Source organism: Fusibacter sp. JL298sf-3 (assembly GCF_053842995.1).
This window is the reverse complement of the sequence record NZ_CM132608.1, coordinates 3110039-3134286: the sequence shown is the minus strand read 5'-3', so window position 1 is coordinate 3134286 and position 24248 is coordinate 3110039. Positions and strand designations below refer to the sequence as shown.

General features: G+C 47.2%; 28 protein-coding genes. 15 read left to right on the top strand and 13 right to left on the bottom strand.

Annotated elements, in window-relative coordinates; translation table 11 throughout:
* Positions 1-5: 5 nt before the first annotated feature.
* From ACR6HW_RS14995 to ACR6HW_RS14955, 9 genes are all read right to left on the bottom strand, one after another.
* Complete coding sequence (locus ACR6HW_RS14995) at positions 6-143, bottom strand: hypothetical protein (RefSeq protein ID WP_455728515.1); 138 nt, start codon at positions 141-143, stop codon at positions 6-8.
* Positions 143-1207 (bottom strand): lipid II:glycine glycyltransferase FemX, encoded by a 1065-nt coding sequence (locus tag ACR6HW_RS14990; protein WP_455728514.1) that lies wholly within the window; start codon positions 1205-1207, stop codon positions 143-145. Before ACR6HW_RS14990 ends, ACR6HW_RS14995 begins: the two co-directional genes overlap by 1 nt.
* Before the next feature lie 11 nt (positions 1208-1218).
* Positions 1219-2439, bottom strand: coding sequence for a carboxylate--amine ligase (locus tag ACR6HW_RS14985; RefSeq protein ID WP_455728513.1), 1221 nt, complete (start codon positions 2437-2439; stop codon positions 1219-1221).
* Between the two features lie 10 nt (positions 2440-2449).
* On the bottom strand, positions 2450-4300 hold the full coding sequence (gene asnB / locus ACR6HW_RS14980) for an asparagine synthase (glutamine-hydrolyzing) (RefSeq protein WP_455728512.1): 1851 nt from the start codon (positions 4298-4300) through the stop codon (positions 2450-2452).
* 9 nt (positions 4301-4309) lie between these two features.
* Entirely contained in the window at positions 4310-5782 is a 1473-nt protein-coding gene (locus tag ACR6HW_RS14975) for a UDP-N-acetylmuramoyl-L-alanyl-D-glutamate--2,6-diaminopimelate ligase (protein WP_455728511.1), read from the bottom strand.
* A gap of 187 nt (positions 5783-5969) precedes the next feature.
* Complete coding sequence (locus ACR6HW_RS14970) at positions 5970-6419, bottom strand: DUF4358 domain-containing protein (RefSeq protein ID WP_455728510.1); 450 nt, start codon at positions 6417-6419, stop codon at positions 5970-5972.
* Positions 6412-7308, bottom strand: coding sequence for a GDSL-type esterase/lipase family protein (locus ACR6HW_RS14965; protein WP_455728509.1), 897 nt, complete (start codon positions 7306-7308; stop codon positions 6412-6414). The genes ACR6HW_RS14970 and ACR6HW_RS14965 overlap by 8 nt, the downstream gene beginning before the upstream one ends.
* Before the next feature lie 186 nt (positions 7309-7494).
* Entirely contained in the window at positions 7495-8715 is a 1221-nt protein-coding gene (locus ACR6HW_RS14960) for a 6-phosphofructokinase (RefSeq protein WP_455728508.1), read from the bottom strand.
* Between the two features lie 9 nt (positions 8716-8724).
* Positions 8725-10242 carry a carboxypeptidase M32 gene (locus tag ACR6HW_RS14955; RefSeq protein ID WP_455728507.1) on the bottom strand — a complete coding sequence of 506 codons (1518 nt, stop codon included), beginning with the start codon at positions 10240-10242 and terminating at the stop codon, positions 8725-8727.
* 138 nt (positions 10243-10380) lie between these two features.
* Between ACR6HW_RS14955 and ACR6HW_RS14950 the strand changes: the two genes are divergently transcribed.
* Entirely contained in the window at positions 10381-10896 is a 516-nt protein-coding gene (locus tag ACR6HW_RS14950) for an SEC-C metal-binding domain-containing protein (protein ID WP_455728506.1), read from the top strand.
* Between the two features lie 66 nt (positions 10897-10962).
* Here the strand turns inward: ACR6HW_RS14950 and ACR6HW_RS14945 are convergent, their stop codons facing one another.
* From ACR6HW_RS14945 to ACR6HW_RS14935, 3 genes are all read right to left on the bottom strand, one after another.
* Entirely contained in the window at positions 10963-11922 is a 960-nt protein-coding gene (locus ACR6HW_RS14945) for a 3'-5' exoribonuclease YhaM family protein (protein ID WP_455728505.1), read from the bottom strand.
* A gap of 100 nt (positions 11923-12022) precedes the next feature.
* A complete protein-coding gene (locus tag ACR6HW_RS14940; RefSeq protein ID WP_455728504.1) occupies positions 12023-12766 on the bottom strand; it encodes a peptidylprolyl isomerase in 744 nt (247 codons plus the stop codon).
* A 98-nt stretch (positions 12767-12864) separates the two neighbouring features.
* Complete coding sequence (locus ACR6HW_RS14935) at positions 12865-14064, bottom strand: HDOD domain-containing protein (RefSeq protein ID WP_455728503.1); 1200 nt, start codon at positions 14062-14064, stop codon at positions 12865-12867.
* A gap of 353 nt (positions 14065-14417) precedes the next feature.
* On the opposite strand from ACR6HW_RS14935, the gene ACR6HW_RS14930 reads away from it, so the two are divergent.
* Positions 14418-15653, top strand: coding sequence for a diadenylate cyclase (locus tag ACR6HW_RS14930; protein ID WP_455728502.1), 1236 nt, complete (start codon positions 14418-14420; stop codon positions 15651-15653).
* A gap of 265 nt (positions 15654-15918) precedes the next feature.
* Here ACR6HW_RS14930 and ACR6HW_RS14925 read toward each other — a convergent pair whose 3' ends face one another.
* The gene (locus ACR6HW_RS14925) at positions 15919-16086 is read right to left on the bottom strand and encodes a hypothetical protein (RefSeq protein ID WP_455728501.1); all 168 of its coding nucleotides are present in this window, start codon (positions 16084-16086) and stop codon (positions 15919-15921) included.
* Positions 16087-16246: 160 nt separating this feature from the next.
* On the opposite strand from ACR6HW_RS14925, the gene ACR6HW_RS14920 reads away from it, so the two are divergent.
* The 13 genes from ACR6HW_RS14920 (at position 16247) to ACR6HW_RS14860 (ending at position 24167) form a co-directional block, all read left to right on the top strand.
* Positions 16247-16957: a cytochrome c biogenesis CcdA family protein gene (locus ACR6HW_RS14920; RefSeq protein ID WP_455728500.1), complete on the top strand. Its 711-nt coding sequence runs from the start codon at positions 16247-16249 to the stop codon at positions 16955-16957.
* A gap of 11 nt (positions 16958-16968) precedes the next feature.
* Positions 16969-17565 (top strand): redoxin domain-containing protein, encoded by a 597-nt coding sequence (locus tag ACR6HW_RS14915; RefSeq protein ID WP_455728499.1) that lies wholly within the window; start codon positions 16969-16971, stop codon positions 17563-17565.
* Between the two features lie 67 nt (positions 17566-17632).
* Positions 17633-18664, top strand: a complete 1032-nt coding sequence (locus ACR6HW_RS14910) for a M42 family metallopeptidase (protein WP_455728498.1) — start codon at positions 17633-17635, stop codon at positions 18662-18664.
* Between the two features lie 124 nt (positions 18665-18788).
* Positions 18789-19280: a Na+/H+ antiporter subunit E gene (locus ACR6HW_RS14905; protein WP_455728497.1), complete on the top strand. Its 492-nt coding sequence runs from the start codon at positions 18789-18791 to the stop codon at positions 19278-19280.
* Entirely contained in the window at positions 19277-19528 is a 252-nt protein-coding gene (locus ACR6HW_RS14900) for a monovalent cation/H+ antiporter complex subunit F (RefSeq protein WP_455728496.1), read from the top strand. Before ACR6HW_RS14905 ends, ACR6HW_RS14900 begins: the two co-directional genes overlap by 4 nt.
* Positions 19529-19541: 13 nt before the next feature.
* Entirely contained in the window at positions 19542-19835 is a 294-nt protein-coding gene (gene mnhG / locus ACR6HW_RS14895; protein WP_455728495.1) for a monovalent cation/H(+) antiporter subunit G, read from the top strand.
* 3 nt (positions 19836-19838) lie between these two features.
* Positions 19839-20381, top strand: a complete 543-nt coding sequence (locus ACR6HW_RS14890; RefSeq protein ID WP_455728494.1) for a Na(+)/H(+) antiporter subunit B — start codon at positions 19839-19841, stop codon at positions 20379-20381.
* On the top strand, positions 20378-20650 hold the full coding sequence (locus ACR6HW_RS14885) for a hypothetical protein (RefSeq protein WP_455728493.1): 273 nt from the start codon (positions 20378-20380) through the stop codon (positions 20648-20650). The genes ACR6HW_RS14890 and ACR6HW_RS14885 overlap by 4 nt, the downstream gene beginning before the upstream one ends.
* Complete coding sequence (locus tag ACR6HW_RS14880) at positions 20640-21029, top strand: MnhB domain-containing protein (protein WP_455728492.1); 390 nt, start codon at positions 20640-20642, stop codon at positions 21027-21029. The genes ACR6HW_RS14885 and ACR6HW_RS14880 overlap by 11 nt, the downstream gene beginning before the upstream one ends.
* Positions 21016-21399, top strand: coding sequence for a sodium:proton antiporter (locus ACR6HW_RS14875; RefSeq protein WP_455728491.1), 384 nt, complete (start codon positions 21016-21018; stop codon positions 21397-21399). Before ACR6HW_RS14880 ends, ACR6HW_RS14875 begins: the two co-directional genes overlap by 14 nt.
* The gene (locus tag ACR6HW_RS14870; RefSeq protein ID WP_455728490.1) at positions 21396-23003 is read left to right on the top strand and encodes a complex I subunit 5 family protein; all 1608 of its coding nucleotides are present in this window, start codon (positions 21396-21398) and stop codon (positions 23001-23003) included. Before ACR6HW_RS14875 ends, ACR6HW_RS14870 begins: the two co-directional genes overlap by 4 nt.
* Positions 23004-23016: 13 nt before the next feature.
* The gene (locus ACR6HW_RS14865; protein WP_455728489.1) at positions 23017-23454 is read left to right on the top strand and encodes a hypothetical protein; all 438 of its coding nucleotides are present in this window, start codon (positions 23017-23019) and stop codon (positions 23452-23454) included.
* 8 nt (positions 23455-23462) lie between these two features.
* Positions 23463-24167, top strand: a complete 705-nt coding sequence (locus ACR6HW_RS14860) for an alpha/beta fold hydrolase (RefSeq protein WP_455728488.1) — start codon at positions 23463-23465, stop codon at positions 24165-24167.
* The last annotated feature ends 81 nt before the right edge of the window (positions 24168-24248 follow it).

The following is a 24248-nucleotide window of genomic DNA, read 5'->3' as shown; positions in this document are numbered from 1 at the left end:
TGCTCCTAAACCATTGTATTTAAAGCGCCGCCTGACGCCGCGTATCGCTCACAATTAAAAATACCGGCTACCGAGGCCGTATTGCTACAGCACCGTTGCGTTTTTGCCGGCATTTTTAATGAAACGTGGACGAGACACGCCATTAATCATCAGACGCCGCTTTTCCTTTTTTGTTCAATTTTCGACTGCGCAGTTTTTTAAACTTGGGGTACAAGTCCATGACAACATTGTAGACCAATGGCTTGTATACCTTGTCGATTTCACCAATCAACTCTGTCACGCCGTCTTTTCGGCAAAAGCCCTCTTTAAACTTGTAGAGACCATGCTCTTTGTTGAGCTCAAAAACCCCGCCGAAATCGTAGTAATCGGCGCCGAGTGTCAAGCCCCAGCGTATCATCTCCCATTGCATCAGGTAGTTGGGCATAAGATTGCGCTTGTGGTCTGAACTGGCGCCGTAAATGTACCACAACTTGTCCCCGTAATGAATGGCAATCGCTGCGGCCAACGGCTCACCGTCGTGACTGGCGATATAGATACGGGCATTTTCACCAAAAGCGTCCATCATCCTTTGAAAATACGCTTTAGGACGGTTGAACAACTTTTGACGTGTACACATAATATCACTGAGCTCATAAAAAATATCGAGCGCTTCTTGAGAGCGTTCGTGGTAAACGGTCACGCCCTTGCGCGCGGCCAACCGAATGTTGTAGCGGGTTTTTTGACTGAACTGTGCGATCAATGTTTCTTCGTCAAAGCCCTTTAGAGTAAGCACCATGTTGTACCTCGGCTGAATCAGCTCTTGGTAGGCAACCCCTCTGTTGCGCACTTTAAACCCGGCCTCTTTGTACAACGTCTCGAGTTCAGGGTCCATTAGACGCTCTGGGTCCATCCTCAACACAAAGGCCTTGTGCTTTTTAGCGTATGCACTGACCTCTGCAAGGAGCGCCTTCACCAGCTGTATGTCGTAAACATCGCACACAGGGCCCTTAGGCGCGTAAAGCATGGCGTAGCCAAGTGTTTTTCGGACGAGTACCGACATAGCGGCTACAATGCGCCCCTGCCGTTCGACATAGAACTGTACGTCGTCCCATTCGGTTTTAACTTTATGCCAATTGAGATCTTGTGTGGCCGACGTATAGACGGCATTTTGGACAAATGCGCTGTAGCGTTCGACATCCTGTGAATTCTCTTTGTTGAGTATCGGCATCCGTAACTCCTTTATGTCTTCTGAATAAAATACTGCTTGAATTTATTGTCATAGCCTCTATAATAGCGCCAGACGGCAATCTTGCGCTTTAGAGAGACTTCTTTTTCGTAATATAGGGTGTAACTCACTTTACCTGCCTCAATATATCGGCGCACCTGCGCTTTTAGGGCTTCGTGAGGAATGTATTTAAGCGCCGTTTTGGGGCGCATCCCCAACCAAAGGTGCTCCGTTTTCGCTAGCGTCAACTCCGCCGGACGTCCCTCGACGACATCGGCTACCAAAGCCTTGGCGAGGTTGTAGCCGCTGCCTGTAGCAAAGTAACTGCTGCGCCCTTGCCTTAAATTGATTTCAAACACTTTGTATCGACCCGTCTTGGCGTCTCGCTTCATATCGAAGTTAAAAAAGCCGACGTAGCCGATGTCTTCGAGAAACGCCTTGTATTTCATCATCAGCGGTTCGTCATAAGCGTCTACAATCGCCGTGTAATTGCCAATCAGTTCCGGTGTCGGGTCTTCGAGAAGCGGTTGTCCGAGACTCATTAGACGCACTTTCCCATCTTGACCACTGTAACCGTTGAGCACGCGCATGGCGCTGTCGTCACCGGCGACGTACTCCTGCAATATCATCGTACCGTCGTAGCCCGCGCGTCTAATTTGGCTGAGAACTGCGTTTAGCGCTTCTAAACTCTCCAAAATATACGCCTTCTTTTTGCCTTCAAAGCGGCAGTTAAAATACCGCGTACTGTCCGAGGCTTTAAGCGCCACTGGAAACTCTATTGGCGCTGTTTCGAGCCTCTCGACATCCCCTTCTATATACTGCGTTTTCGGGTAATCGATGGCGTGTTTTTCACACATGGCGTAAAAAGCCTCTTTAGATCCCAACGCTTCTGCCAGTTCGGCAGACGCAAAAGGCAACTCAAAATAAGGACTCAACACGTCCCGGTGTTTAATAATCGATAACGCATACCCGTCGCTGGCTGCGACGAGCACACAGCGGTCGTAAACGGCCTTCAAGGTTTGACCGAGAGCCGTTAAGCGGTTGACGAAGCCCGCATCGGTGCCAAAATCCTCAAAGACGCGCACATCGCATATTTGAGAGCGTTCAGTGGTAAACAAACGCCCTTTCCCTACGATGATGCTCTTGATTCCATACGCTTGGTGAAAAGCTTTTGCCATACCGTAGGCGTTGATGTCTGTACCTATAATCACCGGTACAAAAGTCTGTTGCTGCATGGCGCCTCCTCTAATTGCGTTCTATAAAGTACGCCTCGTACCATACGAGGAACACGTAAACCGTCCAAATGTACCGTGCTCTATTCGCTTTGTTCTGATAGTGCTCCTCCAAATAACGCTGAAGCAACGATACATCGAAAAATTCTTCTACAAACGGTCGCTCGAACATCTCTTTAATCCTCTTGTAGAACTTTTCTTCGCGCATCCAATAGCGAATCGGCACCGGAAAACCGAGTTTCGGACGCTTCGCCCACTCTTCCGGCAACTTGTTGAGTGCAGCTTGACGCAAGGCCACTTTGGTTTCGTCGTAAGTAACGCGCTGATCGGCCGGTATGTGCTTGGCCAGTTCCATAACTTCTTTGTCTAGGAAAGGGACTCTCAATTCCAGTGAATGCGCCATACTCATCTTGTCGGCTTTCAATAAAATATCTCCAGGCAACCATAAGTTTAAATCTAAAAATTGCATCTTCGTTACATCGTCTTTATCCTGAGCCTTTCGGTAAACTTTCTCCGTTATGCTTTTAACCGTAGGCCCGACGCGGTAAGCGGGTTTTAAGACGCGCACGGCATCGTCTTCTGTAAACACGCGCGCCGCACCGATGTACTTCTCTTCCAGCGGCATGCCCTCTCGAATGAGGAAACGCGTGGCGCGATTGCGCGGTAACGCCTTGGCGACGCGGGCGACACCTCTTCGAAAGGCCAGCGGCAATTTGTCGTAGCGCTCGATGTGTTTGGTACTTTGATACCACGGGTAACCACCGAAGATTTCATCTGCCCCTTCTCCCGAAAGAACGACCGTTACGTGTTCTCTCGCCAATTCAGACAAAAAATAAAGCGGTACAGAAGACGGATTCGACTGCGGCTCATCCATGTGGTATTGAATCGTGGAAAGGGCATCAAAACACTCCTCTCCACTGATAATCTTCGTATGGTTTTCTATGCCCAACATCTCCGAAAGCGCCTTTGCATGATGGGTTTCATTAAACATGGCTTCGTATTCTTCAAATCCCACTGAAAACGTCTTATCGGGTTTGAGCAACGCCGTAATATAACTGGAATCGATGCCTCCCGATAAAAAAGAGCCGACTTTTACATCGCTGTGCTTATGGTATTCTACAGATTCAGCCATTGTGCGTTCAATGGCGGCCACATTGTCTTTAAGCGCGCCTTTGCCCGTTTTAAAATCGTTGTGCCAATAGCGCTCAATAGAAAGCGCATCGCCCTCAACCAGCAAGTAGTGTGCCGGCGGCAACTTGTAGACCCCTTCAAAAAACGTCTCGTCCATGGACGAGTATTGAAACGTCAAATAAGGCCGTAAAGCCGCCTTGTTCAACACTTTATTAAAACCTTCAAAAGGCAGAAACGACTTGATTTCCGAGCCGAAAAGCAACGCGCCGTCTCGGGTGTTTTGCGTGTAGTAAAGCGGCTTAATCCCGAAGAAGTCGCGTGCAATAAACAACCGGTCTTTTTTCTTATCCCAAATACAAAAGGTAAACATCCCCCGAAGATGGGCTAAAATATCGAGACCGTAGGTTTCATAACCGTGGACGATGACTTCGCTGTCCGTATGCGATTTAAACACATGTCCCTTCTCTATAAGCGTCTCGCGCAAAGACAAATAGTTGTATATCTCGCCGTTGAACACCATTACGATGTCACCGTCTTCATTGGCTACCGGCTGGCTGCCGTCCTCGGACAAGTCGATAATACTCAGTCTTCTAAAGCCGAGTGCCACAGAGTCATCGGCATAAATGCCCGAACTGTCAGGCCCTCTGTGCACGATGGCATCCATCATTTTTTTGATTCTAATTTCTTTCTTATCTGCTGTTAACTGGTTTTTAAACCCTACAAATCCACACATATACGACTCCTATTTTTTGTTTGCCATGTGTCGATTGACAATTTCTCTTTCATTAAAAGGGATGTCAACGCCGCCGATGGCCTGTGCTGTTTCATGTCCTTTGCCTGCGATTAGCAAGATGTCACCAGACGCCATTTGGTCCAGAGCATAGCCAATCGCCTCTTCTCGGTCTAAAATGGCCTTGTAAGAGGCGCCTAATGCCGACAGCGTATTGGAAATATCCGATAAAATCTTCACCGGATCTTGAAATTTTGGGTTGTCTGAAGTGGCGACGATAACGTCTGCATTTTGGGCGGCAACAGTGGCCATCCCCTTGCGTTTATCATCACCGGCTTGGCCCTCAGGTGCATAGACGCCGAAGACCAATCTGAGTTTGTTTTTCGCAAAGGGTCTAAGGGTTTCCAGCGCTTTTTGAAGGCCGTCTTCAGTATGGGCAAAATCGACGATAACTTGAATGTCCGCATCCTTATAAACGGTTTCAAAGCGCCCTTTAATGGCCTCGAGTTGAGCCAGTCCTGCGCTTATGGTCTCCAAGTCGATGCCTTCGGCAAGTGCCGTCGCCGCAGCGGCCATGCTGTTGTAAACATTCACCGCTCCCGGCTGTCGAATGGTTACATCGATGTTGCCAGCCGGTGTATTTAATACGTATTGAGAGCCCTCAATAGTGGCTTCAATCGCCGTTGGGAAGACATCGTAAATGGCGCTCATCCCGTAGACAATCGCCGATTCCATATGCTGCTTTATCAATTTTTGACCGTAGTAATCGTCTCCGTTGATGATTTTTTTCCCTGTGGTCATTTCAAACAACCGGGCTTTTGACGCGAAATAGGCGTCCATAGTCCCGTGGAGTTCCAAATGGTCAGGCGTTAGATTGGTGTACACCGCCGTATCGAAATCACAGCCGTCTACGCGGTTTTTTTCAAGTGCATGACTTGAAGCTTCCATTATACAACATTTTATATTTTCTTCAACCATTTTTGATATTAAACGCTGAACTTCCGTCGATTCCGGTGTCGTGTTGGGGATTTCATAACGTTTGTCGCCGATAAACACGCCGGTTGTACCGATGACGCCCACCTTTTGCCCTGCCGCTTCATAAATGGCGCGCAAGTACATAGACGTCGACGTCTTGCCGTTTGTACCGGTAATGCCGACGAGGCGTATGTCGCGTGTGGGATGTCCGTAGTAATTGGCACTGAGCTTCGCCAGTGCTTTACGGCTATCGTCAACCTGAATCAGCGCCACATCTTGTTCAGCTTCCAAATTGACGCCTTCAAAGAACTCCCCGATTACTGCCGCGCAACCGTTGAACACCGCTCTGCTGATATAGAGGTGCCCATCTTGAATTTCACCTTTTAAAGCGACAAAAACATCGCCTTCACCGACTTTTCTCGAGTCATAATATAAGCCGCTGACGTCTCTGGAGACATCACCGGCTATTATATCATACTCAATCCCATCAAGTAATTCTATCAGTTTCATAATAACAGCCCTCTACTCAAAATACTCTATGTTGAGAAAGTACACTGTGCACTTCCCTATTGCTTTTGCGACCCAGTGTTGTACTGGTGATATAGGCTTTAAACATATATCTATTCCTTTATATATCTTGTCACAGAAATCGAGTATTTGCAAGTTTTTTATCTAATAGCTGTCATCTTTAACAATTCTATTTCACTAAGCTCTCAAATGCTTCAGCTTCATCTGAAACACAGAGAAAAACATAGCGTCCGTTTCGATACAAAACGGCTTTTTCAAGACGCGCCACTTCTTTTGGCATATAAGAGGCATAAGCTGTCTTTTGGTCAGACAAATACGCTTCTAAAAGTGCCTCTGCCGCCTCGGCATTGGTCTCTGTATCAAACGCGAAAAGTGCAAATTCTTCACTGGTGGCGCCTGATCCCTTATACACGACGGTCTCTTCTAACGTCTCCGGATCGATGCCGTAAATGCTTTCCACAACGTGTCCGCCAACAGACGATACCCCATCTTCAAAGGCAACTTTGGATTGAATGTCTTCCGTCAACTTCTCAAAATCATAAGTTGCCTCTTCTTTAGAGCAGGCGCCTAAGAATAAGAGAGTCAGCACGAGAAGTACCGCTGCCAGTTTTTTATTCATTCGTTTTATTCCTTTCATTTGCTTCCGCCTTTTCCACTGTATTTTCTTTTAAATAGTCAAACCAGATTTTGCAATACTCCGGCCTCAAGTGGACGCCGTCAAAACTCGCCCCGTCAATGAGATTTCCGTTTTCATCTGAAAGAACCGCGTTGAGGTCCAAATACACCACCTCTTTTTCTTCGGTCATCTTCTGAATCAAGTCGTTGTAATGGTTGATGTTATCGTTGTTATAGATTTTATCCCCACTGGATTTTTTCTCACTGACGTAAATCACAGACTGTACGTAGACAACCGCTTCGGGCTGTGCTTCTTTAAGCGCATCGATGAGCGCACCGTACTTTTCTATAAACAGGTAGTCGTATGCCCACCCCAGTTCGTTGACGCCGAGCATAATGTAAATTTTACCAAACGTCCCGCGTTCAGCTGCAGAAACCACAGTCGTCTTTTGGCCGTTCCATTTCACCACTTCTTTTTCAAGTGCACTGTCCACAGTGAGTCCCTTATGTGTTAAGAAAGTCCCGTTGACAATGCCCGACTGAATTTGAAACCCCTCTGTACGCGAATTGCCTATAAACAAGGCGTCTTCAAAATACGTTTCATCTACGGCAGTCGGCGTTTCCTCGGCTTCTTTGGCCGTGTCTGCCTCGGACGCATCGGCGGCTTCGCCGTCTGCGGGTTCGGCGAGCGCTTCGTCCCCTTCTAAAGCAACCGCGTCGCTTTTCTCAGGTTCTTTCTGAGGCGTCTCTTTCACTTCGGGTTCTGTTGCTGCAGGTGCTTCGGCTTCAGGCATTTTAACGACGTCCGGAACGTCTGGCGCTTCCTGCGGAGCAAACACGGTGTAGCCTATGTAGCTCAAGGCGCCAGCCACTACCACCACTGCTGCGGTCATTATTAATTTTTTTCGTCTTCGTCTCTTTCGATAGCTGTACATCTCTAACGCTCCATTCTCACTTTTAATTACCGGCCAAAGGCCTTTATGAAATAGACGACTGACGCCTGCACAAAGTTTTAAAACGGTTCATAACATTTTTGTAAAAAGCGGCCCCCAATTTCGAGGCCGCTTGATTCTTTGATACTACTTGTCGAGTATTTTCTCCACCATAGGCGCCTTTAGTCTAGACCCCGGATTAAAGCCGGTACCGATAAGGGGACGAGCGTAATCCAAAAAGGCCTTTGTTACATGATTGCCGGCTTCATTGATAAACGCATCCGGCATGTGTTTTGTCTTTGCTGCAATTTCTTCGAGAGCGACCAGTCGGTAGCCTATGGCATAGTCGCCGGTTCTCTCCATGACCACAGAACCGTCACAGTTGTCGATAAGCGCAAACTGCACTGCTTTCTCAGCGACTTCACGCGCTTCTTTTTGGTCGGTATCCGACACGCAACCGAGGAATGAACGTTGCATGTAGCCCAGCGTGTCCGCTCTGACGCGACCGATGCCCAGTTTTGCTTTAACTTCTGCCACGAGCAAGTCGCCAAGTGCGCCGGTTCCCGAAAGCTGTACGTTGCCGTGTGCATCTCTTTCAACATCGTCTTGAAGTTTGGTGACGATGGCGACGCCGTCAGCGTCTTGAATCCCCTCGGATACGGCGACGATACATCTGCCGTACTTGTCGTAAACCGCTTTGATGTCTTGAATAAACTGATCGATAGCAAACGGTCTTTCAGGGAAGTAAACGAGATGCGGGCCGTCTTCTTCAAAGACGCGTCCAAGTGCCGCTGCCCCTGTTAAGAAACCGGCGTGTCGGCCCATGATAACGCCGATGTAAACACCTGAAAGCGCTCGGTTATCGTAATTGATTCCGGCAAAAGCAGACGCCACATAGCGCGCAGCAGAACCGTAGCCCGGCGTATGGTCGTTGATAACGAGGTCGTTGTCCACTGTTTTAGGTATGTGGACTGCTCTAAACTCGTAATTCTGTTTTTTGGCCTCTTCGTTGACGATGCGTACCGTGTCCGAAGAATCGTTGCCGCCGATGTAGAAGAAAAAGCGAATGTTGTGCGCTTTCATCGATTCAAACATCTTTTTGCAAAACTCAGGTGTCGGCTTCACACGCGTGGATAAAAGAGCAGAAGAAGGTGTTGCAGCAACCGCCTCAAGGTTGGCAACGGTTTCTTTTGTCAAATCCATAAATGCCTCGTTGACGATGCCCTCAACACCGTGTACTGCGCCGTATATACGCTCTACTTGTGCGTAACGTCTCGCCTCTAAGACGACACCCACCATTGATTGATTGATGACGGCAGTTGGACCGCCGCCTTGTGCCACTAATAAATTACCTTTTAATTGACTCATGTTGACCTCCTAACTCAATTTGTAAATCTCCGAATATTTTTTCTCCAGATAATCACAGTAGTATTGAGAGTTTAACGGTTCACCAGTCGCGAGTTCTACGAGTTCGTTCGGCGTGTACACAGAGCCGTGCCTGTGTATTTTTTCAGTCAGCCATGCTTTCATCGGCGCAAACTCCCCTTTTGAAAGATGGGCGTCGACGTCGATGTCCTTGCGCATGTAGTGCTCCAGTTGCGCGGCGAGTGCCGTGCCGATGACATAGGTCGGAAAATAACCGAAAAGTCCCTCGCCCCAGTGGACGTCTTGAAGGACACCTGTGCGGTCGTCTTCCGGTTCAATGCCGAGATACCCTTTCATCTTCTCACGCCATACAGTTGGCAGATCAGCAGTCTGTATCGAGCCTTCAATGAGGCCGCGCTCAATTTCATAACGCAACATAACGTGCAAAGAATAGGTGAGCTCATCGGCTTCCGTACGGATTAAAGAAGGGGTCACCTTGTTCATAGCAGCGTAAAACGCATCGAAAGACACGTCGGCGAGCTGCGTTTTAAAACGCGCTTGCATCGTCTTGAAGAGGTGGCTTAAAAACGCCTTACTTCGCGCAAAGTTGTTCTCAAAAATGCGCGACTGCGATTCGTGAACACCGCTAGATGCAGCACCTGCAAGCGGTGTCCCTTTCAGCGACCTGTCAAAATTCTGCTCGTAAATGCCATGACCGCCTTCGTGAATCGTGCTGAGCATCCCCGACACCACATCGTCTTCATAATAATGGGTCGTCAAACGCACATCGTCCACATCTATGCCGATGGTAAACGGGTGCTCGCTCTCTTTGAACAGCCCCTTACTCAAGTCGAAACCGATGGTTTCCAGTAGCGTCTCCGAGAGCTCAGCTTGCGCGTCGACGGGGTAATGTCGATGCAAGAAACTATCGTCTACCGCCACGTTGCTGTCCATCACTTTCTTCAGCAAAGGGACAATCCGAGCTCGGAGCCCTTCAAAAAAGACATCCAGTTGCTCTATGGTCATCCCCTCTTCAAAGTCGTCGAGGTAGAGGTTGTAGACATGGCCTTCAGCCCCTCTGATTTCGGCAAACTCTTTGAGGTACGATAGTATTTGATCGTAATACGGCTGCATCATCGCAAAGTCCGAGGCCGCTTTTGCCTCCTCCCACACCATGGTGGACTTAGAGACAAAGGCACTGTACGCCTCGTACAGCTCGGGCGGCACTTTCATTAACTGATCGTACTGCTTTTTAGCCTTTTTGACACTGATCTGATCGAGCTTATCAAGCGATTCTCTATGTGCTGTGAGCAATTCCAAATCCGCACCCATTTGCGCATTGAAAAAATTCTTGAAACTGTAGCCGCTGATGACGCCGACGGCCTCACTGCGAACATCTGCACCGGATTTCGGCGCACCTGTTGAAGCGTCCCAAAACATAATTGAAGAAGCGTAGTTTAAAGCTTGGCTTGTTCGATAAGACGCTTTAAAACGACTGAGTGCATCGTTTACTTCGTTACTCACTGTCATATACCTGCTCCTTTTCCTCTATTGTTTTTGTACAACCTGAACACGCTTAAATTATATCAAAAAAAGATAGGTGTTGAAACCATTTAATGCATGTGATAAACTTATTTTTGAATTTCAATAGGAAAAGAGGATAAAATTATGTCTTTATTGGCGAACTGGAACAGCATCCTTGAAGGAAAAGGTATGACCAATGCGCAATCCGATGAGTTTTGGAACGCGTACTTAAAGAAAGAACAAGACATCTACAGCGAGATGTTAACCGCTAAAAACGCGAAAATTACCGGCACCCTACAAGCGTTCGGAGAAGCACACGACTTGGTACCGACACTTGCTCTTGGATTTATCGACGGCATCAACACCAGCCTCGAAACCCCTGTAGACCTCAAGGCACTCACAGAGGACTCTGAACTCGATTTGACAGTTGATTTCAAAAAGTTGTATTTCAATATGCACAAAGCCAAAGCGGAATGGTTGTATACCCTAGAAGCTTGGGATGATATTCTCACTGAGGAAGAGCAAAAAAACATCAAACGCGACTACGCCGACAGCATCACTGTTAGAATCGAAAACAAAATCGGTCGCAACGACCCTTGTCCATGTGGCAGTGGCAAAAAGTACAAAAAGTGCTGTATTGACAAAGCACAAGACGCGTAGAGCATTTATTTCATAAAAAAACACCTGTTACGCCCTTTAATAAAGGGCACAACAGGTGTTTTTTAATTAATACAGTTCTTCACAAGCGTACTTGGACTTAAACAAACGCCTTCTGTCCAGTACAAATACCGGATCGGTAAACGACGAAGTCGGTGCGCCTTTAAGCGCCTTATCCATGTCGTACATCCGCGCGTCGATAATATCTAAGTAATGCAGCAGTTCGCCCTCGGGAATTAGAGGCTTCTTAGGACTGCCGTATTCCGGCTCATAGTGATGTGTCAAAATCATGTGCTGAATCAGCAACGACACTTCTTCATCAATGCCCAACGCCTTTGCCTTTTCATCAATGTGCTTAATGCCCATGATGATATGACCGAGCAACTGCCCTTCAGTGGTATACGTCTCTACAACGCCCGCTTCTGTGGCGGTCATTTCATTGATTTTTTCAATGTCGTGTAAGATAACACCGGCGAATACCAAGTCGCGGTTTACATTTTTGTAAATGTCGCACAACGCATCAGCGGATTTAAGCATCCTCAATATATGATAGAGCAAGCCCGACTTAATGGCGTGATGATTGGACTTCGCCGCCGGATAATACATGAGCTTGTCCTCGTAATCACTTAAAACCGCCAGTGTCAAACGCTTGATGGCATCGTCTGACATTTTGTCTATATACCCTTTAATAGACGCGTACATTTGGACCGGGTTTATCGGCGCCGACGGCACGAAGTCGCTGTAATCGATAACGTCGTTTTCATTTGCTGAACGAATTTTAATGATTTTGAGTTGTATAGACTGCTGCCACTGGGTAACCGTTCCCTGAACTTTAACCACTTCGCCTGGCGCATATTGTTTCTCTAAATCGCCTTTGGCGTCCCATAGCTTGGCATTGACTTCGCCTGTAATATCTTGAAACGTAAAGTCGATGTACGGCTTATTGGCACTGGATACTTTAATGTTTCGAGCTTTAACGAGGAAAAAAGCCGTTACTTCTTCGCCGACTTTAAAATCTTTAATTGGCATCTTTTCACCCCTTTGACTGATTTTACACCGCTTTGCCACAAATGCACTGCGGCGACTTTATTAAAAACGCCAGGGGCTTGCTCCCCCCCGGCGTTTGACCTTACAGTCTTTCTACAGTGTACTTACTCTTTAAGTCTTCGACTTTCGTGAGGTAAGCACTGTTCTGCTTTTGAATCAACAGTTGATGTGCAATCTGATCTTTTACAGCTTCATAGCTTTGTGTTTCCGCTTCTTTTTCATCCGTTTTGTAAATGAGGTGATAGCCAAACTGTGTCTTTACAGGCTCAGATACCACTTCTCTGTCAATAGCAAACGCCACTTCTTCAAACTCCGGAACCATTTGTCCCTTTTGGAAAAAGCCTAAGTCGCCACCCTTTTCATTTGAAGGACATTTTGAGCTCGCCTTTGCAACGTCCTCAAATGTAGCGCCTGCTTCGATCTCAGATTTAAGTTTAGCCGCTTCTTCTTCAGTATCCACTAAGATGTGCGACGCTTTAACCTGTGCACCTGTTTGAAAATACTGTGGGTTTTCTTTGTAAAAAGCCTCGGATTCTTCGTCTGAAACGCGAACGCTTTCGATTAATTGCTTGATGTTGTATTGCTTTAAAAGGTTTTCTGAAACGCGATTTAACTCTTCTTTGAACCCTTCGTCATCCCCTAAGTTCGTCTCGAGGGCTTCAGCGTAAAACAACTCTTGGTAAATTAATTCATCTAAAAGGCGCTCACGACCTTGTTCGCCTTGAAATTGTCCCTGTACTTGTTGACCTAATGTTTGGAAAAATAAGTTGAAATCATTTTCGGTGATTTCTCTGCCGTTCACTTTCGCTAATACTTTGTTTGTCATTATTTACTCCCTTCAAACCATTTGAGATCACCGACGGTTTGTACGCGCAGTATCCCGTGTCTATTTTGGGGTCTTCCGTTGAGAAACCCTTCAATCTATCATAACAAATTATTGTCTATCTGGCTACGCTCTCCGCTGGATTTCTTAAATTTCTCGACGAGTTCAAAATAGTCTGCCTCGCGAACTTTCAAATACGCAAAAACCCCTTTGTCGAGGAGTTCTTCTTCTTTTTGTATCCCCATAATCTGCCACGACGCAAAGTGCGCCAGATGAACCGCACTCACCAGTTCGCCGTCTATCAACCCCTCTAACAAGGGCGTGTGATGGTGCATAGCGGCTTCCACCATCGGTTGCGGCAATCCCCACAAGTCCAAGAGATAGCCGCCGATTTGCTCGTGATTAAAGCCCACGAGTTTCTTTTCCACGCTCTTAAACGATAGCGCCGGATTCCTCTGAACACAGCGCACAACTGTATCGTACGCCTCTGGGAAATTGCTCATGAGGACAATGGCGCCGATATCGTGTAACAGCCCTACCGCCGATAAATTTTCGTCGAGTCTTTTTCCAAGCAACTGCTCGTACAACGCTATGAGAAATTCATTGGTGAGCCTGACGTGCTCCCAATGGATTTCGCGCGCTTCAGGCGACAAACCGTCGTTTCCGAACACCGCCGTCGTGAGGACAATATTCTTGATGTTGTTGAGTCCAATATACATCATCGCCTGTCGAATAGAACCCGTTTTAGCGCTGTAAAAAGCGGTGTTGGCCATTTTGAGAATATTGGCCGAAATCGCAGGGTCTTGTTCGATCTCCCGTGCAATAGCTCCCATAGAAGCTTCTTTCACAATCATGTCGCTGAGCTTGTAATACATCCTCGGCACCGTGGGCATGTGCTTAAGCGCCACCATTAGCTCGACGAGGGCGGCGTCGTGAACGCGTTCACTAAACGCCACGCATTTGTCTATCCAAACCCAAAGGTCGTCAAGGTGCATGGCTTTGCTATAGACGAGTTTCGAATGGTACTTTTGACGGACGTCGTGCACATCGGTGACACATCCCTGCTGCAAATACAAACGCACGATACGCGGGTTGATCTTTTGAACGCGCTTCATAACGGTGGTGCTGTCAGAAGTTATTGTCGCATCTAAGACGCAGACGCTGAATGCCTCCACAGCAAGGCGAATCAGCCCCCTGCTGATCTCGTCTTCGACGACGACCTCATAGGTCTCAGTCGGTCTCTGTTTTATAAATTTTTCTACAAATCCCTTATCTTCAGTTAAAAGCAATATTTTCTTCATCTAGGACCTCAACCTTCCCATTATTTCAAAAGTCTCTTTACTCTTATACCCCATCGTACCGCATTAATTCTAAACTTCTCGTCACATTGATTTGATGAGAAGTCGCACTTGAAACCTCTCGCCGACCTGTGGTAAAATAAAAAATAATGAATTTCAGATTTGGTGGTGTTTTGTACTTCCCTCTGATAAATCCCTATGTTACAGGACACACCCTTAGCTGAAACCATCATTCCTTAATACTAGAGTCCCAACTCTAGTATTTTTTTGCGCGCATCCCCTTTTAAATCTCAGTGCGTATTTTTTCACATAATATGGTATAAATGAATAAGCGTACACTGAAAGGAGGTCCGGCCGTGTTCTTATCCATACACGATTTGCACCGCTACATAGCTGAATACTGCACCACCATTTTCGAGCGCATGGACAACGAACTGGCGCCTGAAGTCCTGCTCGACATTACAGATGAGCCACACGAGCGCGTCAAACCCGAAATCCGAGATGAAATTGTTCTCTACCATACGAAACCCTTAGGTAAAAACACAGCATACTACGTGTTTTCACTGGCTTTTGACGCCAATATTCTCTCCAGTTATTACCGCATCGACGGCGAGAGCGAAGACACATTGCTGGAAGCCATTATCGAGGAACTCCGTTCTTATATAGAGGGGACTTTAAACAGTTACCTCAATAAAACCACCTTTTCGGAGGTCAGTGCCTCTGACCTCATCCGGCGTTCCGGAAAGCGCTTTATCTCCGATTTAATCGGTGTAGGCTATGCAGTGAGTCCCTTTGGCGCGCTGAACAAAATCGCCGCCATGCGTTATGAAAAAGCCTACTCATCGGGCTTTATCGTCATACCGACAGCCGAGCGCTACGAAGCTTGCTTCCAATCGGCTCTACTGAGATTTCAGACTGCCGTGCCGCTGACACAGCACCGTCACGCGCGTAAGCTCCTCGAACTGAGCCAAAATGATGTCGCCTTGCTCTGTAACGGCGAAGAGCTCACAGCCACAGTCTCTCTAAGCGACGAATCGCTCTACAAAGACGCGCTAATCGTTGAATTTAACAGCCATTCCAGTTGGCAAGTTGTCTGCGGTACACAAAAGCTTATGGTGGTCACTTATGAAGACGTGTATATTCCCAAACCCAAAATCAGCTTTTTTAAATTCAACCGCATCTTTAAAACGTTTAACCCACATGTGGAAAACAAACGCGTGGGCGCGCTGTATCGATTGGTCTTAGAGGCGACAAAACAGAGCAAAGGCACCATCATTATCATCAGCAAAAATGCCAGAAGCGAAGCCTATCGTTTGAGGCGACAAGGGTTTCTCATTGAGCCCTTAAAGCTCACCCCAGATGTCATGCTCTCCATTACCAGTATAGACGGCGCCGTTATGGTCGACCTCGACGGCGTCTGTCACGGCATCGGCGTCATTTTGGATGGCATCGCCACTGAAAAAGGCGACCCGTCCAGAGGGGCGCGCTACAACTCCGTTATCCGGTATGTGGAAACCATTTCTAAAAACGAGGCGTTTTCAAGGTGTCTTTCAATCGTCGTCTCAGAAGACGGCGATGTCGACATCGTCTAAAGCGCGAAACTGCGTGCCAAAAAAACAAAGAACACACCCTCGGGGTGTGTCAAAGTGTTGTTAAAAAGCCCTGTGACTTTCAGTGCAAAACAACGTCGAAAAATCTGCAGAGTTTTACTGTCCGGTACGCGGTTTCGTGCACCTATAATAAATTGTTTGTAGTCGACGCCCTAGTATGACAATCTGATATTTTGAATTAAACCTCAACGAAGCAAGACGCTAGACACAGCTGTTGCCGAGGCAGATGAAACATCGACTGTTTGCTTTATCTGTTAAAAAAAACTTCGTAAACCATTAGTGAGAGCATCAGTGCACAAAAAACAAATCCAAACACGGCAAAATACACCGTACCTTTTACAACGGCTGCAATAAAGACAATCATCAAAACTGCCAACAACCCTTTCCCCATCTTTGTCAATCGGTAACCTTGCATCTTTCCCCCCTCATTTCATGACTATACACTCTAGTACTATTTTATTAGATGTTTTAAAAAAAAACCACCTCTTTTTTTCACCCCCCATATGGCGGGTTATGGTTGAAAATCACTATCACCTATTATATAATGGGGTCAATACGTTTAAGAGAGGTGCATCATGTTAACCAATGTCAGCTATGTGGCGGCGTTTACAGCGGGACTTTTTTCATTTTTTTCCCCCTGTCTACTGCCACTTATACCCGGATATATTATGTTTCTAACAGGCGCTTACAGCAGCGACGCCGTTCGATCCAAAAGAAAGCGTGCGCTTTTACAGACGCTGGGGTTCATCCTCGGTTTCACACTGGTGTTTATGCTGCTCGGCGTTTCAGCCAGCGCCCTCGGAAAATTGCTCATCCGGCACCAGGCCGTACTCGCTAAAATCAGCGGGGTGGTTATTATTTTCTTCGGTCTCATTATGACGGGGTACCTTAAAATTCCCACACTCGCCAAGGACCATAGGCGCAGACGCAGTGGCAATCCCGTCAGCTTTGTTGGGGCCATAGGACTGGGCATGGCGTTTGCCTTTGGATGGACCCCCTGCTTTGGTCCTATCCTAGGCGCAATTTTAGCGTACACGTCTTTTGCCAGTCAACAATTGACGCACGGCATCGTTCTGTTGCTCGTGTACTCCGTCGGCATGGCCGTCCCCTTTTTACTCACCGCGTATTTTATCGACTTCTTTGAACGACGTGTCGTTTCGTTTGATAAATACGCCAAATGGCTCAAGCCTGTGGCAGGCTTCTCAATGGTAGCTATCGGACTGCTGATCTTCAGCGGCAACATGCAGGCATTAACCAATAAGCTCTACACACTATTTGGACTGTAAAGGAGTCTTCTATGAAACGTTTTTTAATACTTCTCGTGGCATTAACTGCCGTTTTAACCGCTTGTGGCACCGACGAAACCACTTCCGGGCTCATCGACAGCCAAGCGACTTCTGAAACCGAAAAAGTGACAGAACCTGCGGAGACTGCTGAGTCGACAGAGCCTTCGGACACCGAGGCCGCCCCAGAGGAGATCTTCACTTTTGAAGATTTGCCGATGACTTTGGTCGATGGCACTGAAACATCGCTTTACGCTTACAAAGACAAAACCATCGTCCTCAACTTTTGGACGACGACTTGTCAATTTTGCGCACAGACCATGCCGCATCTCGATGCACTCAACGCGCGTGAAGACGTCGTCGTCCTTGCTGTTAACGTCGGTGAGGACGCTGAAACAGCGAAAGCTTATTTAGATGAGAACGGCTACAGCATGCCCGCCTTTATCGACCCAGAAGGAGAACTTGCAGGTACTTTCGGCATTAGAGGTTTTCCGACGACGTTTTTTATCAGTCCCGATTACGAGCTTTATCTCTATCAGCCCGGACTTTTGGAACAGGAGGCGCTCGACGGCATAATGACCGCTATAGAGGACTATGAGGCCAATCGGTAATTGACAAAATTGAGGGTTTCCGTTAATGTAAATTTAGACCTTAAAATAATGATGTAAGGAGAATCAAATGATTGCCATTAATGAAAGCTATTTTCTCGAAAAATTAGAAACCATTTTGAATACCCCCAGCCCAAGTGGCTACACGCATCATTTAATGACGCAAATAGAAGCGTGGACGAAGGCGCTCGGCTATGCGTTTGAGTGGACCGAAAAAGGCACGGGCATTATCACCATCGAGGGCGAAGACAGTTCTCGAACCGTAGGCCTCAGTGCTCATGTGGACACCCTCGGCGCCATGGTGCGCAGCATCGACTCAAAGGGCGACATCCATTTCACTCTTATTGGCGGCCCTATTGTTCCGACACTGGACAGCGAGTACTGTCAAATCCATACCCGCGAAGGCAAAGTCTTCTCCGGTACTTTTTTCAGCACATCTCCTGCCGTACACGTGTACAAGGACGCGAGCACCAAGGCGCGCACGCCTGACGATATGATCGTGCGCCTAGACGAAACCGTTAAATCAAAAGAAGATGTCCTCAAACTGGGCATCGGCGTCGGCGACTTTATCAGCATCGACACCAAAACCACCATTGTCAACGAGTTCGTCAAGTCGCGCTTTTTAGATGACAAAGCTTCTGTAGCGTGCTTGTTTGGCGTTATGGAGTATCTGTCCACCAACGGCATCCGACCTAAATTTAAAACCAAAGTGGTCATCTCAGCATTTGAAGAAGTCGGTCACGGCGCGTCGTATCTGCCGAGTGATATTAAAGAGATGCTCGCAGTTGACATGGGCTGCATCGGTCTCGACTTAACTTGTACCGAATACGATGTGTCCATTTGTGCCAAGGACTCTTCCGGCCCATACGACTACCACATGGTTAGCCGTTTAATCGATCTCGCCAAAGCCAACGAACTGAAATACGCTGTAGACATCTATCCGTTCTACGGTTCCGATGTTTCTGCTTCATTGCGCGCCGGCCACAACATTAAAGGCGCTTTAATCGGACCGGGTGTCTATGCCTCTCATGGCCTTGAGCGCACGCACATGAGTGCCCTTAGAGATACGATGAAGCTGGTCTATCTCTATTTAACCGCATAGTCTATCGAAAAATGAAATTTCTATTTTTATTATTGATTTTATAGAAATTTCATTTTTTTATTTTATTTTGTCTGTTCTAGGGTATACATAGAGGAAACTTACAATGCAATTGAAGGGAGGCTCTATGAGAAAACGCTTGTATTATCTGCAGCTCGTTTGTATCTATTCCACCATTTTCATCATCTTGTTTGAGTCCTTATCGCTTGAATACCTAATTGCCGCACCACTCGTTTCAGCAGCGGCGATTTTCCTGTCTGAAAAATTCTTATTAAAAGATTCGTATTACGAACTCTATTATTTCAACCTCTTCTTTCTATTGAGGTACAGCCTGACATTGATTAAAGAAATCTATGTATCCAGCTTCAAACTGATACCGATTATATTCTCAGGTTCCGCGCATCCGGCTGTGGTTTCGATTACAACTGAACTTGAAAACCCACTTAACGTTTCAATGGTGGCCAACTCCATCACTCTGACGCCGGGCACCATCACCATTGACGTCAGCGGCCATCGGTTGCTCGTCCTCTGGATTGAACCAAAGACCAAAGAGCCGACAATTGCCGGGAAAATGATTAAAGGGCAGTTTGAATCTTTGTTCAAGGAGCCGCGCCTATGAAAATTGTCATGACACTCCTAACATTTTACGCGCTACTTAGCGCCGTTCGCATCTTAAAAGGGCCTTCACTATGGGACCGGCTGTTGGCGCTTAACCTGCTGACTGCTAAAATTATTATGATTATGATTGTCTTTGCCTATGTTAAAGACTTGAGCATGATTCTTGACACCGCCCTCATCTACGCGCTGCTCAGCTTTATCGGCATTTTATTTATCGCCCTCTACGTCCAAAAAAAGGGCCGCTACTAGAAAGGAGGCCACCATGCATATACTCATCGGCGACATCCTCATCGGCGCAAGTCTTATCTTTGTTTTAATAGGGGTCATCGGCATCTACCGGTTTAAGCAGTTCTATACGCGGGCATTGGTCGCTTCCAACATCGATACCGTGGGCTATCTGACCTTGCTCCTCGGCATCGTCATACGCAAAGGCTGGGGCTTTTTCTCACTTAAAGTACTGCTTATATTGGTCATCACGCTCGTCGTCAATCCGCTGGTCACCCATGCCATCGTCCGTTCGGCATACATCAGCGGTTATAAAATCGGAAAGGAATAGCCTATGTTAGAATTTGCCCTAATCCTACTCGTCATTTTTTCAGTGGCGGCGATTCAAACGCGCTATCTGAGACACGCGGTTATTTACCTCGCCGTCTTCTCGCTCTCTATTTCCTTTGTGTATCTGCTTTACAACGCGCCTGATGTGGCCATCGCAGAGGCTGTCGTGGGCAGTACCATCGCGACGATTCTCTACCTCGTCGCCTTGCAAAAATACAAGATTTTCACCATCTATTACCTGCTTCAAGACGACGAAAGCTGTGTTACCGAACACTATTCCAAGTACAAACTCCAATTGCTCAAGACCCTGGAAAAGTTCTGTACCAAACAGGAACTCGAGGCACAGGTTATTTTTTCATCGCTCTCTCTCGAAGCGATTTTACAAAAACACCAGTACGCGTTGATTGTGGATGAAGTCGACGACACACTGGTCATCTACGGTCACCACGAGAACAATCAACTAGAGAACCTAGACGCTTTTTTAAAAAAGGAAATCCACTTCAAGGAGCCTTATCGCATTGAAGAAATTGAGGAGGTCATCGAATGAGAAGACGCCTTATCGCCTTATTGATGATTGTCATTGCGGCTTCTGTGCTCTTGTTTAACCAACGGCTGGAACCCGCGATTTACTTTCAAATGAGCCAATACTACATTAAACACGCTTTTGAACACACGGGGTCAGCAAATGCCATTACATCCATCTACTTATTCTACCGCTATTACGACACGCTATTTGAGGCTTTAATGTTGCTTTTCAGCATTATCGGCGTCATCTATATGTCAGTGCACGAGGAGGGCAGTGAATATGATTCCTGAACAATCCAATCTCGTTTCTAAAACTTTAGGACTCGTTCTGCCACTGGTTCTTATCGTCGGCATTTACATTATCCTAAACGGCCATGTATCGCCAGGCGGTGGCTTTCAGGGCGGCGCTTTGCTCGCTTCTGTCTTCATTTGCAAATACTTGATGGTGCCGATGAAAGACGTTTCCCTCAGTCATTTTCAAGTTGTGGAAAAAATACTGCTCTTAGCCCTTCTACTATTTGCATTGACGTTTATGTCGTTTCACTTGTACCGAATCAGTGTCTTGACGACAAGGCTTTACCTCATTTTAATGAACGCGCTCATCGGCCTGAAAGTCGCCTGTGGCATGAGCATTATTTTCTATCGTTTTGCCTTTTATGAAAGTAGGTGATTGTCATATGATTTCGCAGATTATCAACGGAGAAAACGTCGCTATACTCCTATTTTTTATCGGCATGTACGGCCTTTGCGCCCGGCGCAACATCCTCAAGACTATTATCAGTCTCGCCGTCATGCAGGCGGCACTCATTTTATTTTTCTTATCCATCAACGCCACAGAGAGTAACATTCCCCCTATTGGCGAGTCCCTCAGCACGGCGACACATGTGGCGGACCCTCTACCTCAAGCGTTGATGATTACCGCCGTTGTGGTGGGGATTTCTGTAACGGCCACCAGCTTGACCATGTTTGTATCCCTCTACCACAAATACGGTTCAACCAACTGGAACCGCGTCAAGCGAAAGCGAGGTGAGCTCGAATGATGCCCCATTTGCTTTTGTTTGTAATGCTCCCTATTATCACAGGGCTACTGCTCTATTTGTTTAAACACCATTTGTCTAAAAAAGTGGCCATCGCCGTTCAGTTCTTTTTGTTCGGCCTCGCCCTTTGGTACGCCATTACACTGGAGAGCAACTTCCTAATGCCCTTAATCGAGGTGCCGCTCCCCTTCGGCATGGCTTTGCGAATGGACAGAATGACGGCTGTGTTTTTACTGTTGAGCAACTTTTTGTTTATGTGCACATTCTTGTTCAGTTACCATAAGCCGTTTATGGAGCACTTGTTCGTATTCTTGTTTCTCAGCTTGCAGGGCCTAATCAACGGCATTTTTCTATCGACTGATTTTTTCAATGTGTACATCCTCATTGAAGTGGCCACTATAACCGCCAGTATACTCATTATGTATAAAAAAGATTCCCAATCCATGTACGACGGGATGATCTACCTCATCGTCAACATGGTGGGCATGGCGTTTTTTCTATTTGGTGTGGGCTTTCTCTACAAACTCTACGGCGTCCTCGACTTCGAAAGCATCCGAAATGCCGTGGCTTTAGAAACCCAACCGCAAAACCTCTATTTGCCGTTCGCCTTTCTCCTAACCGGCGTCGGTCTGAAAGCGGCGCTTATGCCGCTCTTTAGCTGGCTTCCCAAGGCACACGGCACCGCCAGCGCCCCTTCAATTGTCTCGGCCATTTTGTCCGGTATCTTCGTCAAAGCCGGCATGTACTTGCTCCTGCGCATGCAGACTATTTTTTATCCGGTCATCGACATGCAATCGCTGTTTTTAATCATCGGCTTTATGACGGCGCTCTCCGGTTTCGTTTTTGCCATTAGCCAATCGGACATCAAGTTGATTCTAGCTTACCACACGGTTTCGCAAATCGGCCTCATTTTAATTGGCGTCAGCGGGTACCACGATTACAATTACATCGGTGGTCTCTACCATATTGTGGCACACGGTATCTTCAAATCGTCTTTGTTCTTAATTGCAGGGTTGATGATTCGCTATTTTAAAACACGTAAAATCAAGGAAATGGCCGGTTTTTTCTATGTGGAAAAAGGTCTTTCCATTGCCCTTATCATAGCGATTCTCAGCATTACCGGCGCGCCGTTTATGAGTGGCGGTTTCTCAAAGTACTTTATCGCCAAAGGCTATGAAGGCCTCGGTTATCAAATACTCTTTTGGTTGATTAACATCGGGACGATGACGTCGTTTATCAAATTTTTCATCGCCATGTTCAAACCCGGCACTGTGGCCAGGCAGCCGCGTATCATCTCTTTTAACGAACGCCTCGTCATCTACATTATGGCGGCTGTCAGTGTCTTTCTCGGCGCCGGCGGCAACCTCATGATGACCTATGTTTTCGACGCGCCATACACGCTGTCGGCAATAGACCAGGTCTTAAAGCTGCCAGTCTACCTCGCCCTCTACGGCGTGGCGCTGTTGATTTATAAGTACTACGTCTTGCGCTCCAGGTTTTTCAGCAAATTGCGATCCCTCGAACTGACTTTTAACAGCATCAGCATCGCCATTGTCAGCTTTTTCTTCTTTACGCTGATGTACTTGAGATACGTTTCACCGATATAGACTAGGAGTTGTTATGAATCTACTGGACATTGCCCTATGGGTTTTTATCATCATGGAGACGGCAAACATCTGCATCCTCTACTTTGCGCCGGATTCAAAGCGCGGCAACGGCGTCGCCGTCTTTAACGCTTGGGAGCGTAGCAAACAAAATGAAAACGATCACCTGTTTGCACGGTACATGACCGCGTGGGTAGCAGGGACGAAACTCATCTTCATCGTCCTACTTCTCGTCATTGTACGCACCGCAGATCTTGAGACAAAACGTCTCGCCGTCTTGGCGATGATTGCTTCAATCGCCACTTACTTTTGGAAACTCCATCCGATTATCAAAGCGCTCGACCGAAACGGCGACATTACCCCCAAGGGGTATTCTAAAGTTTTGGGAACAATGATTGCCGGTTTTCTCATTATGTTTTCCGCCGCTTTTATTCTACACATTTTATTACAGTGAGGTACGCTATGAAACTGCAAACGATTAAACGTTCGGCACTGGCCATTATCGCCGTTTTGCTTCTGTCGACTTTGGGCTTTCTCATTTACGCAGGCATCGACTACGGCCCTGACGAGGTCGCGCAACGCCTTTTAAAAGAAGCCCCCGATATTTATTCAGACGGCAATCTAACGCTCTTACCCGCCGGTTCTAAGGCGGATACCGCGCTGATTTTTTATCCCGGAGCAAAAGTAGAGGCCGCTGCCTACTTGCCGATTCTCAATGAAATTCGCGCTACCGGCATCACCTGTATCCTCGTGGACATGCCGCTAAACATGGCGATTTTCAATTCAAATGCAGCTGACGACATCTTTGAAAAATTTCCCGGTATTCGTCACTGGTATATTGGCGGACACTCTATGGGTGGCGCCATGGCCAGCGCTTACGCCTCTAAGTATCCCGAGGTCGTAGAGGGGCTCATCCTCATGGGCGCCTACGTTTACGGCGACTACCCGCCGGCAGATGCCTTAACCATTTACGGGACACTGAACACAACTGTGGCCGATAAAATCGACTACAAAGAAAATATCGTCGCCATTGAGGGGGGCAACCACGCACAGTTTGGCAATTACGGCCCTCAGCGCGGAGACGCAGAGGCCACCATAACCCGGGAAGCGCAACAACGCGCAGCCGTGGACGCCATCGAGGCGTTTGTCGCCGAGCGGCGACACTAAAGCTTATAGAACGAAAAAAGCCTACGACAAAGCGGGTGCTGAGGTGCCCCCGTTTGCCATAGGCTTTTTTATGTGGCGTTT

Bases quoted from the DNA above. Each gene is read 5' to 3' on its own strand.
- ACR6HW_RS14900 (WP_455728496.1), top strand. From the start codon at position 19,277: ATGAAAATTGTCATGACACTCCTAACATTTTACGCGCTACTTAGCGCC.
- ACR6HW_RS14880 (WP_455728492.1), top strand. From the start codon at position 20,640: ATGATTCCTGAACAATCCAATCTCGTTTCTAAAACTTTAGGACTCGTT.
- ACR6HW_RS14975 (WP_455728511.1), bottom strand. From the start codon at position 5,782: ATGAAACTGATAGAATTACTTGATGGGATTGAGTATGATATAATAGCC.
- ACR6HW_RS14875 (WP_455728491.1), top strand. From the start codon at position 21,016: ATGAAAGTAGGTGATTGTCATATGATTTCGCAGATTATCAACGGAGAA.
- ACR6HW_RS14965 (WP_455728509.1), bottom strand. From the start codon at position 7,308: ATGACCGCAGCAGTGGTGGTAGTGGCTGGCGCCTTGAGCTACATAGGC.
- ACR6HW_RS14955 (WP_455728507.1), bottom strand. From the start codon at position 10,242: ATGACAGTGAGTAACGAAGTAAACGATGCACTCAGTCGTTTTAAAGCG.
- ACR6HW_RS14945 (WP_455728505.1), bottom strand. From the start codon at position 11,922: ATGCCAATTAAAGATTTTAAAGTCGGCGAAGAAGTAACGGCTTTTTTC.
- ACR6HW_RS14985 (WP_455728513.1), bottom strand. From the start codon at position 2,439: ATGCAGCAACAGACTTTTGTACCGGTGATTATAGGTACAGACATCAAC.
- ACR6HW_RS14950 (WP_455728506.1), top strand. From the start codon at position 10,381: ATGTCTTTATTGGCGAACTGGAACAGCATCCTTGAAGGAAAAGGTATG.
- ACR6HW_RS14920 (WP_455728500.1), top strand. From the start codon at position 16,247: ATGTTAACCAATGTCAGCTATGTGGCGGCGTTTACAGCGGGACTTTTT.
- ACR6HW_RS14990 (WP_455728514.1), bottom strand. From the start codon at position 1,207: ATGCCGATACTCAACAAAGAGAATTCACAGGATGTCGAACGCTACAGC.
- ACR6HW_RS14915 (WP_455728499.1), top strand. From the start codon at position 16,969: ATGAAACGTTTTTTAATACTTCTCGTGGCATTAACTGCCGTTTTAACC.
- ACR6HW_RS14960 (WP_455728508.1), bottom strand. From the start codon at position 8,715: ATGAGTCAATTAAAAGGTAATTTATTAGTGGCACAAGGCGGCGGTCCA.
- ACR6HW_RS14870 (WP_455728490.1), top strand. From the start codon at position 21,396: ATGATGCCCCATTTGCTTTTGTTTGTAATGCTCCCTATTATCACAGGG.
- asnB (WP_455728512.1), bottom strand. From the start codon at position 4,300: ATGTGTGGATTTGTAGGGTTTAAAAACCAGTTAACAGCAGATAAGAAA.
- ACR6HW_RS14925 (WP_455728501.1), bottom strand. From the start codon at position 16,086: ATGCAAGGTTACCGATTGACAAAGATGGGGAAAGGGTTGTTGGCAGTT.
- ACR6HW_RS14905 (WP_455728497.1), top strand. From the start codon at position 18,789: ATGAGAAAACGCTTGTATTATCTGCAGCTCGTTTGTATCTATTCCACC.
- ACR6HW_RS14865 (WP_455728489.1), top strand. From the start codon at position 23,017: ATGAATCTACTGGACATTGCCCTATGGGTTTTTATCATCATGGAGACG.
- ACR6HW_RS14890 (WP_455728494.1), top strand. From the start codon at position 19,839: ATGTTAGAATTTGCCCTAATCCTACTCGTCATTTTTTCAGTGGCGGCG.
- mnhG (WP_455728495.1), top strand. From the start codon at position 19,542: ATGCATATACTCATCGGCGACATCCTCATCGGCGCAAGTCTTATCTTT.
- ACR6HW_RS14935 (WP_455728503.1), bottom strand. From the start codon at position 14,064: ATGAAGAAAATATTGCTTTTAACTGAAGATAAGGGATTTGTAGAAAAA.
- ACR6HW_RS14995 (WP_455728515.1), bottom strand. From the start codon at position 143: ATGGCGTGTCTCGTCCACGTTTCATTAAAAATGCCGGCAAAAACGCAA.
- ACR6HW_RS14940 (WP_455728504.1), bottom strand. From the start codon at position 12,766: ATGACAAACAAAGTATTAGCGAAAGTGAACGGCAGAGAAATCACCGAA.
- ACR6HW_RS14860 (WP_455728488.1), top strand. From the start codon at position 23,463: ATGAAACTGCAAACGATTAAACGTTCGGCACTGGCCATTATCGCCGTT.
- ACR6HW_RS14910 (WP_455728498.1), top strand. From the start codon at position 17,633: ATGATTGCCATTAATGAAAGCTATTTTCTCGAAAAATTAGAAACCATT.
- ACR6HW_RS14970 (WP_455728510.1), bottom strand. From the start codon at position 6,419: ATGAATAAAAAACTGGCAGCGGTACTTCTCGTGCTGACTCTCTTATTC.
- ACR6HW_RS14885 (WP_455728493.1), top strand. From the start codon at position 20,378: ATGAGAAGACGCCTTATCGCCTTATTGATGATTGTCATTGCGGCTTCT.